This window comes from Methylocaldum sp. (assembly GCF_039794385.1).
GTDB lineage: Bacteria > Pseudomonadota > Gammaproteobacteria > Methylococcales > Methylococcaceae > Methylocaldum.
Window position 1 is genome coordinate 1 of sequence record NZ_JBDIVO010000081.1, and the last position, 15,573, is coordinate 15,573.

At 57.1% G+C, this 15,573-nt stretch carries 12 protein-coding genes and 1 pseudogene; all 13 read right to left on the reverse strand.

Annotated elements, in window-relative coordinates:
• Positions 1–219: 219 nt before the first annotated feature.
• Positions 220–843, reverse strand: coding sequence for a response regulator transcription factor (locus ABJK70_RS09395; RefSeq protein ID WP_077732404.1), 624 nt, complete (start codon positions 841–843; stop codon positions 220–222).
• A 15-nt stretch (positions 844–858) separates the two neighbouring features.
• On the reverse strand, positions 859–2,391 hold the full coding sequence (locus ABJK70_RS09400) for a PAS domain S-box protein (RefSeq protein ID WP_347257852.1): 1,533 nt from the start codon (positions 2,389–2,391) through the stop codon (positions 859–861).
• A 130-nt stretch (positions 2,392–2,521) separates the two neighbouring features.
• Positions 2,522–5,485 (reverse strand): EAL domain-containing protein, encoded by a 2,964-nt coding sequence (locus ABJK70_RS09405; protein WP_347257853.1) that lies wholly within the window; start codon positions 5,483–5,485, stop codon positions 2,522–2,524.
• A 105-nt stretch (positions 5,486–5,590) separates the two neighbouring features.
• Positions 5,591–6,664 carry a chemotaxis response regulator protein-glutamate methylesterase gene (locus ABJK70_RS09410; protein ID WP_347257854.1) on the reverse strand — a complete coding sequence of 358 codons (1,074 nt, stop codon included), beginning with the start codon at positions 6,662–6,664 and terminating at the stop codon, positions 5,591–5,593.
• Positions 6,661–7,197, reverse strand: a complete 537-nt coding sequence (locus tag ABJK70_RS09415; protein ID WP_347257855.1) for a chemotaxis protein CheD — start codon at positions 7,195–7,197, stop codon at positions 6,661–6,663. Before ABJK70_RS09415 ends, ABJK70_RS09410 begins: the two co-directional genes overlap by 4 nt.
• A complete protein-coding gene (locus tag ABJK70_RS09420; RefSeq protein WP_133717062.1) occupies positions 7,194–8,000 on the reverse strand; it encodes a protein-glutamate O-methyltransferase CheR in 807 nt (268 codons plus the stop codon). Before ABJK70_RS09420 ends, ABJK70_RS09415 begins: the two co-directional genes overlap by 4 nt.
• A gap of 106 nt (positions 8,001–8,106) precedes the next feature.
• Positions 8,107–8,649: a chemotaxis protein CheW gene (locus ABJK70_RS09425; RefSeq protein WP_077732410.1), complete on the reverse strand. Its 543-nt coding sequence runs from the start codon at positions 8,647–8,649 to the stop codon at positions 8,107–8,109.
• Positions 8,650–8,678: 29 nt separating this feature from the next.
• The gene (locus ABJK70_RS09430; protein ID WP_077732411.1) at positions 8,679–10,310 is read right to left on the reverse strand and encodes a methyl-accepting chemotaxis protein; all 1,632 of its coding nucleotides are present in this window, start codon (positions 10,308–10,310) and stop codon (positions 8,679–8,681) included.
• Between the two features lie 107 nt (positions 10,311–10,417).
• Positions 10,418–12,580, reverse strand: a complete 2,163-nt coding sequence (locus tag ABJK70_RS09435; RefSeq protein ID WP_347257856.1) for a chemotaxis protein CheA — start codon at positions 12,578–12,580, stop codon at positions 10,418–10,420.
• The gene (locus ABJK70_RS09440) at positions 12,577–12,912 is read right to left on the reverse strand and encodes an STAS domain-containing protein (RefSeq protein ID WP_347257857.1); all 336 of its coding nucleotides are present in this window, start codon (positions 12,910–12,912) and stop codon (positions 12,577–12,579) included. The genes ABJK70_RS09435 and ABJK70_RS09440 overlap by 4 nt, the downstream gene beginning before the upstream one ends.
• 13 nt (positions 12,913–12,925) lie before the next feature.
• Complete coding sequence (locus ABJK70_RS09445; RefSeq protein ID WP_077732414.1) at positions 12,926–13,294, reverse strand: response regulator; 369 nt, start codon at positions 13,292–13,294, stop codon at positions 12,926–12,928.
• Between the two features lie 18 nt (positions 13,295–13,312).
• Positions 13,313–14,539 carry a methyl-accepting chemotaxis protein gene (locus ABJK70_RS09450; RefSeq protein ID WP_347257858.1) on the reverse strand — a complete coding sequence of 409 codons (1,227 nt, stop codon included), beginning with the start codon at positions 14,537–14,539 and terminating at the stop codon, positions 13,313–13,315.
• 681 nt (positions 14,540–15,220) lie between these two features.
• Positions 15,221–15,573 (reverse strand): annotated as a pseudogene (locus ABJK70_RS09455) (transposase); the annotation flags it as partial.

The following is a 15,573-nucleotide window of genomic DNA, read 5'->3' on the forward strand; positions in this document are numbered from 1 at the left end:
GGATTGCCGACCTACGTTCTCCCCTCCTGGCACGAATCCGTACACCGGGATGGAAAACGCTCTAAGTACATTCAGGGAAGTCTTGCGGCATAGGCAACCTGCAGGACAACCCCGCCAATCAAGCCAAACAGTCGAGATTCCGCAAGTATTTGCGGAATGTACTTAGGTGCGGCCAGCCGGCTTATGTCCGTCTGCTGTTGTTTTTCCGAGATGATCAGATCAAATCAAGTCATGCTCGACGGCATACCGGATCAGGTCGGCGTTATTTTTGACGCTGAGTTTCCGCATCAGGCGCGTTTTGTGGGTGCTGACGGTTTTTTCGCTGAGGGATAACGCGTCGGCGATGTCCTGAACTCGCTTGCCCGAAGCGAAAAGACGGAGAATCTGCCGCTCTCGCTGCGAAAGTGCCGCGTGAGGAAATTGGTCCGGCACCATAGTGAAAACGATTTTTTCCGCCAGCGAAGACTCTATGAAGCGTTGACCGCTCGCTACTCTTCTTATGCCGGCAACCAAGATGCCCGGTTCGCAGTCCTTGGTGATGTAACCCGCGGCGCCGGCTTTGATCGCTTCTGCGGCGATCTGTTCCGAGGTATGCATGGTCAGGATCAGTATGGGAAGCGATGGTCTGATCTGCTGGACGCGTCTAATCAAGTCGACGCCTTGAGTGCCCGGCATGGACAAGTCCAAAACCAGAACGTCGATATCGGTACAGCGGCACTTGTCCAAGACTTCGGACGCATCCGCGGCTTCATCCACGACCGAGAAATTGACGGTTGAAGACAAAATATGAGTTATTCCATGGCGAATGATAGGGTGGTCGTCGGCTACCAGGATCTTGATCATCAATCATTCCGATTTTCAAAAAGGAGAACTTCTAGGAGGAAGCCGAATCGCAAGCCGGGTGCCTTTCCCGGGTGTACTATGGATGTCGAACTTGCCGCCCAATGCCGACACCCGTTCCCGTATTCCCAAAAGGCCAAAGGACTTGGGTTTGTGCTCGGCCGTCACATCGAAGCCGCAGCCGTCATCCTGTATTTCGACGCGAATATGATCATTCCGGGAAACCAGGAGTACGGAAGCGTGGCGGGCATTGGCATGCTTTGCCACATTGTTCAGCGATTCCTGGGCGATACGGAATATCGCGATAGCCAGTTGTTCATCAAGGACGATATCGCTCATTGTGGTTAAGACACATGGGATACCGGTGCGGGTCTCAAACTCTTTGACCAGCCATTCCAACGCGGCTGCAATGCCGAAGTCGAGTGCGCTGGGGCGCAAATCGGTCGATATGTTGCGTACGACCTGAACCGCTCTATTTACCAGGACGCCCAAGGCCTGGATCTTTTTTGCCAATTCGGAGTGGTTTTGAAGAAAGTTCATTCGTATGAAGGAAATATCCATCTTCATGGCCGTCAGGATCTGGCCCAGTTCGTCATGGATTTCCCGAGCGATCCGTTTTTTCTCTTCTTCCCTCAAATTTTCCCTGTGAGCGGCCAGGCGTTGCAAAAGTCGCCGGGAGTCGCGGATTTCTTGCTCCCGTTCCCGCAGCATGAATTCTGTTTTCTTGAGGACCGTGATGTCTCGGCAGTTCAACAGCACGCTGTGCACTGTGCCATCGGGCGAGAGCTCAGGTACATGGCGGGACTGAAAGTGCTGTTCGCCGTCAGGGGACGGCAGGACGAACTCGGCGATTTGTTCCTTACCGCTGGCGAAAACGTTTTTTAGCGGCGACTGTAGGCATCTCACCAGATCGTCAGGTAATTCGAGGTCTTGATACGTCTTGCCCGGAAAGCTCGACGCCGGTCGGCCCAGAACGCGTTCTATGGCCGGGTTGACATAAATAAAGCGCAGAGCTCGATCGAAGCGAGCGATGATATCCGGCGAATTTTCCACGAGTGCCCGGAATTCTCGCTCGCGCCTATCCAATTCGCTTTTTAGGTACGCTCTCTCGGTAATGTCCCGTGCAATGATCAGGAAATGCCGCTCGTCCTTCGATTCGAGTTCGTCGATGGCCATTTCAACCGGAAAGAAGGTGCCGTCCTTACGCTTGCCGTGCCAAGAGCGAAATCCGGAGCCGTGAACTTCGCGCATCTCGGAATTCCGATGATTTCGGATAGGAGCGTAGTGTTTTTCGGCCTGTGTCTCCGACATCAATTGATCGATGCTGAGCGGCAGCACTTCGTTCAACCCGTAACCGAACATCCGGGTTGCAGCCGGATTGAGGATCTCGATTCGTCCGTACCGGTCGGTGACGATCACTCCTGAGGGCACGCGGTCCAGAATTTCACGTAAATAGAGTTCGGCTCGCAGCAAGCGTTTCGACAGTAGCCGCATCCAATGGCCGAATAGAGCGAAGAGCCCTAAAGTGGCTATGACGAGAGTGAGATTCACTTGAGGATTGACTGGAGAAAGCGAGTTTCAGGCATGTTCGGGGTTATGGCTCGCGTTTGCTTGCTTGCGATAGGCGATGGAGAAACGTCTGTGGACGTTGATGGATTGCCATACGGTCGAATATCGGCCGTCAGGCCGACGCGGTCAGCGGCGACAGCGATTTCGGAACCGTAAACTCGAGCGTTTTGCCGGTCCGCAGCATCGCTTCGACTTCATCGGCGGGCGTCGGTTTACTGAAGTAATACCCCTGTATTTCGTCGCAATGGCGGGTCTTCAGGAACTCGGCTTGTTCCGGCGTTTCGACACCTTCTCCGATCACCCCGAGATTGAGGCTATGGGCCAGAACGATGATGGCTTCGACGATGCGTGCATCATCGGGATCCTTGGCTAGATCGCGTATGAAAGACCGGTCTATCTTGAGATAGTCCAGCGGAAACTGTTTCAGATAGCTCAAGGAGGAGTAGCCCGTTCCGAAGTCGTCGACCGCCAACGAGATACCGAGTTGCTTCAACCGGCCCAGCACATCGGCCGCTATGGACCGGTCGCGCATCAGCATGCTTTCAGTGATTTCCAGTTCTAGGGTCTGCGGCGGAAGACCCGTTTGTTCGACGACGGCGGTAACGACCTCGACCAGATCCGGCTGTGCGAATTGGCGTGCCGATAGATTGACGGCCATTCGGTTGAAGGCTAGCCCTTTATCGCGCCATACTTTTGCTTGCGCGCAGGCAGTGCGGAAAACCCATTCGCCGATCTGAGCGATCAGACCGGTTTCCTCCGCGATCGGGATGAATTTGGCCGGTGCAATGAAGCCTTTTTGGGGATGCTGCCAACGTATCAGCGCTTCGACACCGCAGATTCGACCGGTGACAAGACTGACTCTGGGCTGATAATGCAAGGTGAATTCGCTTCGGTCCAAAGCCGTGCGCAGGTCGTTGACGATGTCCAGTCTTTCCCGAAGACAAGCGCCCATTTCGGCAGTGTAGAACCGGAACTTGCTCCGTCCTTCGTCCTTAGCCTTATACATGGACATGTCGGCATTGCGCAACAGTCCGTGAACATCGTCGCCGTCGCCGGGATAAACGGTAATACCGATGCTGGCGCTGATAAGAATATGGTGGTGCTCGATCCTGCAGGGCTGCGCAATGGCGTCCAGCAGTAATTGCGCCTTTTGCGCCGCGCACGAGGAATCGGTGATGTAGGGCAGGAGTACCGCGAATTCGTCGCCGCCCAGCCGCGCTACGGTATCTTCCTCGCGCAGGGCTTCTCTAAGGCGGCCTCCGATCAGCTTTACCAACTCGTCGCCGAAATCGTGTCCCAAGGTATCGTTCACATCCTTGAAATTGTCCAGATCGACCAAAAGCACTGCGACCAAGCTGCCATTGCGGAATGCTCTCAGCATCGCCTGCTCCAGCCGCTCGCGAAATAGGAAACGATTGGGCAATGCGGTTAGAGGATCGTGGGTGGCCTGAAATTTCAGCATCGTCTCGTACTGTTTCTGATCGGCGATGTCGCGAGCCACCGTCGACCAGTAAGCGACCCGCCCGTCGTTCCCCTTGTGGGCTATGATGACCTGGGAGAGCGGGATTTTGTTGCCGAACCGGTTGACCAGTTCCGTTTCGCCCCGCCAGACGCCGCTCTTCTCCGCCTCCGCAAGTCCTCCCCTCAGTAACGTATTGAATACTTGAGGCGGGTGAAACTGTTCGATATGCAGGGCGGAGATGTCTTCCTCCCGGCCGAGTCCCAGCATCGCGCGTCCGGCCTGATTGATGTAGATCGGTTTGTAGTCGGCGTTGACGATACCGATAAGATCCGAGGTCCCTTCCAGAATGGCCACGAGTCGGTCTCGCTCCTCCTCGCGTTGTTTTCGTTCTGTGATGTCGCGTACGGCGACGATGGTCATCAATCCTTGTTCGGTATGCAATGGACCGAGCGTTACTTCGGCGGGAAAATCGGATCCGTCGTTGCGGCGTCCCCATACTTCCCGTCCTACCGATAAGGTTTGCTTTTCCTCGCGATGAGTGTGCCATCGCGCTGAGTGCTTTGCCCGGCAAATCTCAGGAATCAATGTTTCTATCGACCGGCCGATGAGTTCCGCTCGCGGACAGGCGAAAATGGCCTCCGCTTTGGCGTTGGCCATGGCGATGCGACATGCGCTGTCGGCCAGCAAAACCCCGTCCGGCTCGAATTCCAGCAGATCCTGAAAACGTGCCTCGCTTTTCCGAAGCGCCTCGCGGGAGGCCTGGAGCCGCAGATAAGGTTCGTGCACGCCTTCGACGAAGATTCCCCGGTAAACGAGAAAATAGGCGATCGCTTTGTAAACATGACCGACAAAATTGCACAGATCGTCGACCGCCCGATATCGCGAGAAACACAACTCGCTCAAGGCCGTAACCGCCGAGGCGCCCATCAAATACGCCAGAACCCGGGGCTGCGGTCGGCGCAAGCGATAGAGCAGAACGAGAGTGACAGTGAAATAGATGAGCGTCAGCGCATATTCCGCCTTCATTTTGAAAGGCGTTAAGCCTTGTCCTGACAGAAACGTCCGCGGCCAAAAATCTTCCCGGAATAGGCCAAGCCAAACGATGAGCGAAGTGAACGCCAGGCATCCGGCCAGTATGGCGCATCGAAATGAAAGCCGCTTCATCGGGCGCCAAGGCAGCAAGCCGGCGGCCAGGAACGTAACGGCAGCCAGGTAGCGTGCGGACAGCCAGAAATTGATGGCTTTTTCCGGGCTGCTCGGCGTAATGAAATTCGGCATTCCCGGAAACGACAGTACGTGCATCAGGTCGAGCAAACCGACGGTCAGAAAGCCGCAGGCGAGGATCGGCAAGGTCAACGGACGATTCTCCTCGTAGGCGTTCCAGCCGATGCCGAATACCATTGCGGCGATCACGATGGCGGGAATCTCCACAAGCGTGTGAAGAGCGGAATAATCGGCGAAACGGACGCCGTGTTCCTGTACGCACAGCCAGAGTCCGAAGGAAAACAGGCCGAGAGGAAGGAGCAGCAATACAATCTGCCTTACCGTCTTCTCCGTATCGGTACCGAATACGAATACCGAGTGCCCGGACCGATCAAAGTCTATGTCTGTCATAACTTCCGTTTCCGAGAATGATGCTAATCACGATGTAGGGTTCTAAAGACCAATCGTTCAGAAAATACCGCGGTGATGGCGATGTTCGTGTATGGAGCGAGTAACTTACCTGCTCGCGCCATAATCCAGGATCGCTGACGGGATATCCGAAAGCGCGATGCTGCGTTCCACCGCTCCGAGTCTCACGGCCTCTTTCGGCATGCCGTACACAACACAGGTTTCTTCGTCCTGAGCCAAGGTTCGGCTCCCGGCCTCGCGCATCTCCTTCAGGCCGCGGGCGCCGTCGTCGCCCATGCCGGTCATGATTACCCCGAAAGCATTTTTTCCGGCGGTATTGGCCACGGAGCGGAACAACACGTCCACCGACGGGCGGTGCCGATTGACCAGCGGGCCGTCAATCACGTCCACGTAATAAAGAGCGCCACTACGTTTGAGCAGCATATGGCGGCCGCCGGGTGCTATCAGTACCCGGCCGGGCAAGACCCGGTCGCCGTTGGCGGCTTCTTTGACTTCGACCGCGCTGAGCTTGTCCAGGCGGTTGGCAAAAGCGGTGGTGAATTTTTCCGGCATGTGCTGAACGACGACGATGCCGGGACAGACCCGAGGCAGAGCCGTGAGCACCGCTTCCAGAGCCTGCGTGCCGCCGGTGGAGGCGCCCAGGGCGACCACTTTGTCGGTTGTCTGCGTGAGAGGGCGATGAGAATAGGACAGCACGGCATCGGCTGTATGCTTGGGTTCGACCTTGTGCGGCAGGCCCGCGAGCGTCAGCCGCTTGAGATCGGCCAGGGCCGCGGACTTGACGGCGTGGATCAGTTCTGCGGCGATGCTTTGCAGATGTTGCCTGATTCCCAGCTTGGCTTTGGCGACGACACCCACCGCGCCAGCGGACAAGGCTTGCAAGGAGGTTTCTGCGCCTTTCTCCGTGAGCGAGGAACAAATCACGACCGGGGTCGGGTGTTCCATCATGAGCTTCTTCAAAAAGGTGATTCCGTCCATGCGGGGCATTTCCACATCCAGGACGATGACGTCCGGCCACCGCCGTTTCATTCGCTCCATGGCGAAGAGGGGATCGGAAGCCGCGCCGATGACTTCCAGGGCGGGATCCTGGCTCAAGATATCACTGATGACCTGGCGCACTACGGCCGAGTCGTCCACGAGCATGACGCCTATTTTTTTCATCGAGATTCGTTCTTTCTTCTCGCCGTGGAAAATTCGATGAGCTCCTGGCGATGTTCGAGGCGGGTCTCGCCGCTCCAAAGTTCGAATGCCAGCTTCCTATACCCAACGCCACCCAAGTGTGCCTCGTCGATCCGGGAGCCGAGGCGATTTGCCAGGTTTCTTGCGGCTTCCACGTTGCGTGCGCTCACGTTCAGGACGGCGGGTACGGAACGGTTCGAAAACATGTTTCCGCCGCCGAACAATCGAGCGCGGTATTCGGACGACGGCGCTCCGGCGCGCAAGATTTCCCGGCGAAAGAGTTCCATAGCCTCGTCGGCATAGCGTCCGTCCGGTTCCGACGCCCGCCCGTGGCCGCGGGCCGGCAACATGTAATGGCACATGCCGCCGAGGCAGAGGCGCGGATGCCATAGAATCACGGCCACGCAGGAACCGAGCAGGGTAACCAGGCGCACTGCTCCTTGCCCGAAGTAGAAGTCGCCCGGACGCAAATGGATTTCCTGAAATCCGGGGGGCGAAACGGCGATGCATCTCATGGTTTGCGGTAAATGGTAGGGGCGACGGGTTTCAGAGTTTCATCGACACCGTTCAGGGTTTCCGCATGGCCGACGATAAAATGGCCGCCGGGTTTCAACGTCTGGATCAGACGGGCCACTATCCGTCGTTTTGCCGCCAGGTCGAAATAGATCATGACATTGCGCAGAAAGATGGCGTCAAACTCGCCGATCTTGGGGAGCGGTCCGTTCAGATTGATCTGAATGAATCGCATGCGGCTCTTCAGAGGGGTGTCGATGAGAAAAGTGCCTTTCTGAGATCCGACTCCCTTGAGGCAATAGCGGGTCAAATGATCCTTGGGGATGTGTCTGGCCCGCTCCATGGGATAATGGCCGAGCCGGGCTTTTTCGAGGACGCGCCGACTGATGTCGGAGCCCAATACTTCCCAGGGACCGCTACCCAATCGATCGGCCAGCACCATGGCGATGCTGTAAGGCTCTTCGCCGCTGGAACAGGCCGCACTCCAGACCCGGAAGGTTTGAGCCCGGCGGTGGGAGCCGAGGATGTGGTTCTGCAAAAAATCGAAATGCCCCGGTTCGCGAAAGAAATAGGTCTCATTGGTGGTCAGTAGGTCGAGCGCGTGCTGAAGCTCCTCCGCCTCCCGTCGGTCGGTCAAGAGGCGAAAATAGTCCCCGTAACTGGTCAATCCGTGCTGGGCGAGACGCCGGGCCAATCGTCCGCATACTAGGGCTTTTTTCGCCGGCGACAGATGGATGCCGGCGATGTCGTAGAGGAGCTTTTGGTATTGACGGAATTCATGATCGCTGAGGGTCAAAGCGTCCATGGTTCAAGAACGGTCGTTTTTCGGATAGACGATTTTGGTTTTGCGGCTCGCTCCTGCCACCGGGAAGTTCGATGGCCGATCCGGACCGACCGGGCCGTCTTGCCGCCTATTCCCCGTTTCCATGGTCTCCTTGTCCCATCTCGGCAAGCAGAGCCATCTCGTCCACGGACAGCACCTTGGCGAGATCCAGCAAGATGACGAAGCGGCCGTCGAGTTTGCCCATACCGGCGATGAAATCGGTGCGGATCTTGGCGCCGAAGGCCGGCGCCGGCTCGATTTCGGCCGGCGGAAGCTCAACGACCTCGTTCACGGCATCGACGGTCACCCCGATGTCGTGGCGTTCTTCCTCGTGTTGCACCTCCACGATGACGATACAGCTTCGCCGGGTCACCTCGGCCAGGCCGCGGCCGAAGCGCGCATGGAGATCGATGACCGGCACCACCGCGCCGCGCAGATTGATGACGCCGCGGATAAAGGTCGGGGTCATGGGTACCGGCGTGACATGGCCGTACTCGAGGATTTCCTTGACGTGAAGAATATCTAGGGCGAACAGTTCTCCGCCCAGTTGAAAAGTCAGGTATTGCTGTGCGCTGTCCGATTCGTGGTCGATCTGCGGCGACGACTTTTGGTGCGCAATGATATTCGCCATAGCGGCTCCTCGTTATTCGGATGCTTGTCTTAAAATTTTTCGAATTCGTGCTGGCTCATGGCGTAGGTTTCCAAGAGACGTGGCGCTTGGGCGGGTTTGGGTTGACGAACGGAGGGCTTGGCCGGCGCGTCCCGGTTCTCGCCTTGTGCCAGCCTGAAGAATTCCATGAGCTGTTGCAATTGCTCGGCTTGGCTGCTCATTTCCTCGGCGGTGGCGGCAAGCTCTTCCGAGGACGAGGCGTTCTGCTGCGTGATCTGGTTGAGCTGCATCATCGCCGTGGCGATCTGGTTCACGCCGGCGGATTGTTCGTTGGAAGCCGCGGTGATCTCCTGCACCAGATCGGAGGTCTTGGCGATGGAGGGCACGATATCATCCAAGAGCTTGCCGGCTTTCTCTGCCAGTTTCACGCTGCTGTCGGCCAATTCCCCGATCTCCTGGGCGGCGACTTGGGAGCGTTCGGCCAATTTCCGCACTTCCGCCGCCACCACGGCGAAGCCCTTGCCGTGATCGCCGGCGCGGGCGGCTTCGATAGCGGCGTTCAGGGCTAGGAGATTGGTTTGATAGGCGATGTCGTCGATGATGCCGATCCTCTGGGCGATCTGGCGCATCGCTTCGACCGTGGACTGAACCGCCTCGCCGCCTTCCTTGGCCTCGGTGGAGGCTTTGCCGGCCATGCCGTCGGTGACCCGAGCGTTCTCGGCGTTCTGGTTGATGGAGGCGGACATCTCTTCGACGGCGGCGCTGGTTTCCTCGACGCTGGCCGCTTGTTCGCTGGAGGCTTGGGACAGGCTCTGGGCGGTTGCCGAGACTTCTTCCGAGGCGCTCGACAACTGGCCCGCCGCGCCGCGCACATCGGTGATGATGGCCGAGAGCTTATCCACCATGAACTTCATGGCGGCAACCACGCTGGTGGTATCGCCGTGCCGGGTCTCGACGGTGGCGGTAAGATCACCACCCGCCACCCGGCGCGCCACCTCCGCGACATAGCCGGGCTCGCCGCCAAGTTGCTTGGCGAGGTTGTTGACGAGCCACAAGCCGACCAGGGAGCCGATGAGAATGCTCGCGACGATCGTACCGATGGCAAAACTGAAGACGACGCGATAGCTTTCTTGCGCTTTGTCGAACTCCTGTTCGGCGACGGTCAATTGCAGATTGGACAGATCGGCGATCTTATCGGTGACCGGATCGATCACAGCGTAGAGCGGGCCATCGAATTCGCCGAGTTGTCCCACGATATTTCCGGTCTTGGCATCCAGTACCTCGAGCAGACGATCGATCTTTCGGTCGGACTCGCTAAACATCGACTTGACCGCGCTGACCAGTCTGCTCTCCTCTTCGGTCATGCGGGTAGCGGCGTAGGCGTTCCATTCCGTCCGGATGCGTTCGTTGGCACTGCGTATCCGCTGCCGGGCGTCTTCTGCGGTAATCAATCCGGCATTGGCCTTGTTGACCGCATCTATGATGTGGACGGCATAAGCGTCGGAAATCCTCTTCAGCTTTCTGAGAGGCACGACGCGGTCGTTATAGACGGTATGGAGCCCGGCGTTGCTTTGCTTCATGCCGGACAAACCGTTCCAGCCGATCATGATCTGAAAGGCGCAGAGCAGGAAAACCAGTCCGAGTAACCGGGTTCTGACGGTGAATCGATGGAATGCAGTCATTTTTGTTCTTCCTTTTTGTCGTGTGGGAAGTGATCGTTGTGTGTTTGCGTATTGCCTTCTCGTGCTTCCGAGCTGTCGTTTGCCGTTGGCTAGAGAAGGGTTCGCTTTCAGGCTGCTTTTTGAGCTTCCAGACCGGCGGCATACTGGATCAGCGAAAGCACATCCAGAATCAGCGCCACTTCGCCGGAGCCCAGGATGGTGAAGCCGCTGACGCCGCGCACCTTGCCGAATAGCTTGCCGAGCGGCTTGATCACGGTCTGGAACTCGCCCATTAGTTCGTCTACCAAAAGCCCCGCCTTTTGCCCGCCGAAGTGCGTCACGACGATGTTCTGACGGCGGGAGGTTTGGCCGTGTATCTTGAAGTGTTCGCGCAGGTTGAGGATGGGCAATACCTCACCCCTAAGATTCACATAGCAGCCGTGGCGCTGTTCCCGTTCATCAAGCTCTACGCATTCCGATACCACTTCCAGGGGAATCACATAGGAGCAGCCGGCGACGCTCACCAGGAAGCCGTCGATAATCGCCAGGGTCAAAGGCAGGCGAATGCGTACGGTCGAGCCTTGGCCCTGACGACTGTTGATTTCCACCATGCCGCGGAGCGCTTCGATATTGCGCCGCACGACGTCCATGCCGACGCCGCGTCCGGACAGGTTGCTGATCGTGTCGGCGGTGGAAAAACCGGGCTCGAAGATCAAGTTGTAAATCTCTTGCTCGCTCAGGTTTTGGCCGGCGTTCACCAGTCCCCGCTCTATTGCCTTGCTCAATATTTTGTCGCGATTCAATCCTCCGCCGTCATCGGTCACTTCGATGACGATGCTGCTGGATTCGTGATAGGCGTTGAGCCGAACCGTGCCCTTTGCCGGCTTGCCGGCAGCGACACGCCTATCGGTAGACTCGATTCCGTGGTCGATCGCGTTGCGCACCAGATGAGTGAGGGGATCGCCGATCTTTTCCACCACGGTTTTGTCCAGTTCGGTTTCAGCGCCGCTGATCTGGAGTTCGATGTCTTTGCCGAGTTCTTTGGAAACATCCCGGACAATGCGATTGAAGCGGTTGAAGGTTTCGCCAATCTGCACCATGCGCAACTGAAGGGCGCCGCCGCGGACTTCCTCGACCAGGCGCAGAATGGTGGAAAGCGCTTCTTGCAGTTCGCTGTCGTTCGTTCTCTGCGCCAGCAGGGATGCCGTCGCGCCGGCAATGACCAATTCGCCCACCTGATTGATGAGTTGGTCCAGCTTTCCGGAATCGACACGGATGAATCGGGATTCGCCGATTTTTGCATCGCGGATTTTCTTTTGTTTTTCAAGAGCCGCTTCGACGACCGGTTGTTGCAGCATGCCTTCCTGCACCAGTATTTCGCCCATGGGCGGATGTCTTCGGGTTCTGGCGTCAATCTCGTTTTGCAGGGCCAGCGCTTCTTCGATTTCCCGAGGGGTGACGGCATCGGCTTCGATCAGGATCTCGCCCACCTTGTCCGCTTCTGCTTTGAGAGCTTCGATGCGTTCGATGGCGACTTCGGCGAAAGCGGGCGGCGGGGTGATGCGGATATGGCAATCCTCCCGTACGAACTCGAAGACGTTTTCGATGGTTTGTTTGTCCGCAGCGCTTCTGAAGTCGATTTCGAAACCGAGGTAACAGCTCTCCGGATCCATGAGCTCGGCGGGCGGAAGCCGTTCCGTCTTGGTTGCGAGATGAACGATTTCCCCGAGATTGCAGAGGTAGCGTATAAACGATGCCGGGTCGAAGCCGTTGCGCAGGACGTTTTCGCCGAAATCCACGACGATGCGCCAGCAGTCGCCGGACACGGCAGCTTCGCCGCAAACCTCTACCGGTGCGGGCGCTTTGGCCGGGAGGCGACCGGCATCGTTGCTAGCATCGGATGTCTCAAGATAGGCGCGTAATCGATGGAGCAGCCCGACGCCGTTGGACGTTGGGTCGACGTCCGATTGGGAGCCCGCCGCTGCAGCCTCGATGAGCACCGAGATTTCGTCGCACGATTGGAGTAAGAGATTGGTCAAATCCGGCTGAGTCAGGATTTCGCCGGCGCGCATCCGATCCAGCACGTTTTCCACGACATGGGTGAAGGAGACGATGCCGTCAAGACCGAACAAGCCTGCCGAACCTTTGATGGTATGGGCAGCGCGAAAAATCGCGTTCAGGATGTCCGGATCGTCCGGCGTCTGTTCCAGCCCCAGGAGCCCTTCTTCCATTTCTTGGAGTAGGGCGCGACCTTCTTCGATGAAGACCGGTAGTGCTTGATCCAGGTTCATGACGACCGTCCTCCCGCACCGTGCGCGGCGGTGATGACCAGCGGATCGCCGAAGAACCCCGCCAGGTTATACAGCTCGATCAATTCCAGAACAGCCGGGCTGTGCGAGGTCAGGCGAAGATTGCCGCCGGTACGATCGGTTTCCCTCTTGGCCAGCATGAGAAGTTGAAATCCCGCTGTGTCGATTTCGCTGATGCCGGATAAGTCGATTTCCAGTTCGTTTCCGGCTTGCAGCATCGTCAGGAGTGGCTGTTTGATCTCCGCGGCATGATAGATGGTCAGTTCACCGGAGAGACGCAATGCCCCGCCGTCTTCTGTGAATTCGATGGCCATGGCTAACGCTCTCTTAGGGGGCGATCAATTTCGATACGGCATCCAGCATTTGGGCAGGCTGGAATGGCTTGACGACCCAAGCCTTGGCGCCGGCCGCCTTACCCTCGGCCATCTTGCTTTCTTGAGACTCGGTGGTGAGCATGATCACCGGAGTGAACTTGTAAGCGGGAAGCTGTTTCGCTTCTCTGACGAAGCTTATTCCGTCCATATTGGGCATGTTGACATCGCTGATGATCAGGTGGATTCGTTGCCCGTTCAGCTTGGTCAGGGCGTCTTGGCCGTCGCGGGCTTCGACGACGTCATAGCCCGCTCCTTTCAGGGCGATGCTCACGACCTGGCGAAGCGAAGCCGAATCGTCGACGATGAGAATGGTTTTGGCCACGGAGCTACTCCTTATGGATTAAAAGAAGGTAATGTTTGCGGATCGATCGGAACTGACAGGCTGTACGCCGGGGTGGTGCCGGCGTTGCTCTTCGGTGGTATAGGTTTGCGCCAATTCCTTGAGCCAAAGCTTGGCATCGATCGTTTCTTTTCCGGATGCTTCGGAAATACATGCATGGAGCTTTTCCAAATCGTCGCGCACGTGCCCCAGAATTTGGCTAACCCGGTCCTGGAATTGCAGCGAAACCAGAATGTCCGATAGCTCGTTCTTGATCTCTACGCTTTTTCCTTGAAGGATCTCGGCGGATTGGCACAAAGCGCCGCCCGCCTTGCTGAATTGGTCGAGAACACGGTTGATCGCGGTCTCGGAATCGGTCAGCAATTTCACGTCTTGATTGGCAGTTTTTTCGGAAAGCTCCAATGCCGAGGTGATGGCCTCGTTGATGACATTCACCCGTTCGCTGATCCGTTTTCCGGTTTCTCCGGAAAACGTCGACAATTTCCGTACTTCATCCGCGACGACCGCAAATCCTCTTCCGGCCTCCCCCGCGCGTGCGGCTTCGATGGCCGCGTTAAGGGCCAGCAAGTTGGTCTGCCCGGCGACATTGGCGACTTCCGCTGCCATCTGTTTCAACTCTTCCGTGAAGTGGGACAGTTGCAGGATTTCCTGCATCGCCATCCGCCTCATGTCGAGAGCGGTCTTTAAAGAGGCGAGAACTGAGTTCAATTCGTTTTGGCTCTGCGTTAGAAGCGAAACCATGCCGCTGTCGCCCGCTTGTCCACCGATATCCAAGGCCGCTTCTTGCGAAGCGATCACCGTGGTTTGTAGGTCGTGCGCAATATCGGCAAAGCGGTCGCTGAGTATGACTATGGCCTCTTCCATCTGCGACCGCCCCATCTCGATCTGGCCGGACCACACGGGCAATACGGCCGTACATAATTTGTCCAGGCTGTGGATGTGTTCGCGCTGCTCTTTCCGTTCGGCCAACAGAATGGCATTGCTTTCGCTTATCGCCGCCGCTAACCCTCGCTCGGACCGCGCGGCGAGCAGACGAACGGGCAGCAGCGCCATGAGTAGCAAGATGCCGCCTCCGATCAGGCTGCCGGCGCTCCAATTTCCTATCAGCGTCGTTATGAGAAAACCGCCCATCCCAAGGCAACCCGCATAACACCATAAGGCTTTGTTCGGTAAATGGTCGGAGGTGGAGAATTCGCGGGTGGCGTATAACTCCTTTTCACTGTGCATCTGTGTTTTCACTCCTGGTGGTTTTCGATTTCCGAATTACCGTGTCCGTGTTACATGCCGGCTCTTGTCACGTCCTAGAACCGTTTTCATTAGTCAAAATAAAGCTCGCACCCTCGGTAACTGCATAGCGGTTAAAGAGGGCGTTATTTGGGTAAGGTTGTTATTTCAGTGCTGGGGATAAGAGGATTCGCGGCAAACTGCCACTATGTATCCCTAAAGGTCGACACTATCGGCACTCCTTATCGAGTCGGATATGTGGCCATGCGTGCATATGACACGATTGTCTATGACGCTGAGCACAGCCGTTTGTGTCGGCGGGAAGAGTCCAAGATGGCCCGTGCTGGGGCTGCTGTTCGAAAATTTTCCCGGTACATCGACTTGCGGCCGCAGCCTTGATTTCCGTGACGATTCCGGGGCTATATTCAAACTAATCAGACCAGGCGGTCGTAGCCATTAGCAATTGAAACTTTCCCGAGCATTTTTCCAGCGAATGTAAGTCTGGTACGGATATCACAGAATGAAAGTAAGAAAATTCTGATTTTTTTGTAGGAAAAACGGAATTAGATGTAGGGGTGTCGGATGCTTGCCGTCTCGAAGGTATGGTTCGCCAAAGCGTGCAGGCTAAGGGAGGGAGAGAGGGGGTGAGTCCGTCAAGGTGGTGTAAATTCCGGGGGTGAACTCCGGTTCACTCTCACAACTGGATTGCAGCGTGCGTCCATCCAAAATCGCAGCCTTCGGCTGCGGTTTTCGCCCCTGAGCCAGGCGCAAACCTTCGCGGAGATCGTGCACGATCGCGTCGAAGCAGCCCGCCGCGAGCCAACGCCGGGTCTGCCGATAGACGGCTCCCCACGGCGGCAAGTCATGCGGCAACATCATCCGCAGGGCTCACCGGTCCGCACCAACCAACGCAAGCAATTGACGATTTCGCGCAGATCGTGCTGGCGTTGGGGCGCGGCCGCCTTCATCAAGGTTAAATAAGGGACCGCGAACGTCCATTCGTCGTCTGAAACATCGCTGGGGTAAGGTTTTCGAGT

Coding starts and splice junctions, on each gene's coding strand:
- ABJK70_RS09405 (WP_347257853.1), bottom strand. CDS start 5,485: ATGACAGACATAGACTTTGATCGGTCCGGGCACTCGGTATTCGTATTC.
- ABJK70_RS09450 (WP_347257858.1), bottom strand. CDS start 14,539: ATGCACAGTGAAAAGGAGTTATACGCCACCCGCGAATTCTCCACCTCC.
- ABJK70_RS09420 (WP_133717062.1), bottom strand. CDS start 8,000: ATGGACGCTTTGACCCTCAGCGATCATGAATTCCGTCAATACCAAAAG.
- ABJK70_RS09440 (WP_347257857.1), bottom strand. CDS start 12,912: ATGGCCATCGAATTCACAGAAGACGGCGGGGCATTGCGTCTCTCCGGT.
- ABJK70_RS09435 (WP_347257856.1), bottom strand. CDS start 12,580: ATGAACCTGGATCAAGCACTACCGGTCTTCATCGAAGAAGGTCGCGCC.
- ABJK70_RS09410 (WP_347257854.1), bottom strand. CDS start 6,664: ATGAAAAAAATAGGCGTCATGCTCGTGGACGACTCGGCCGTAGTGCGC.
- ABJK70_RS09430 (WP_077732411.1), bottom strand. CDS start 10,310: ATGACTGCATTCCATCGATTCACCGTCAGAACCCGGTTACTCGGACTG.
- ABJK70_RS09425 (WP_077732410.1), bottom strand. CDS start 8,649: ATGGCGAATATCATTGCGCACCAAAAGTCGTCGCCGCAGATCGACCAC.
- ABJK70_RS09395 (WP_077732404.1), bottom strand. CDS start 843: ATGATCAAGATCCTGGTAGCCGACGACCACCCTATCATTCGCCATGGA.
- ABJK70_RS09415 (WP_347257855.1), bottom strand. CDS start 7,197: ATGAGATGCATCGCCGTTTCGCCCCCCGGATTTCAGGAAATCCATTTG.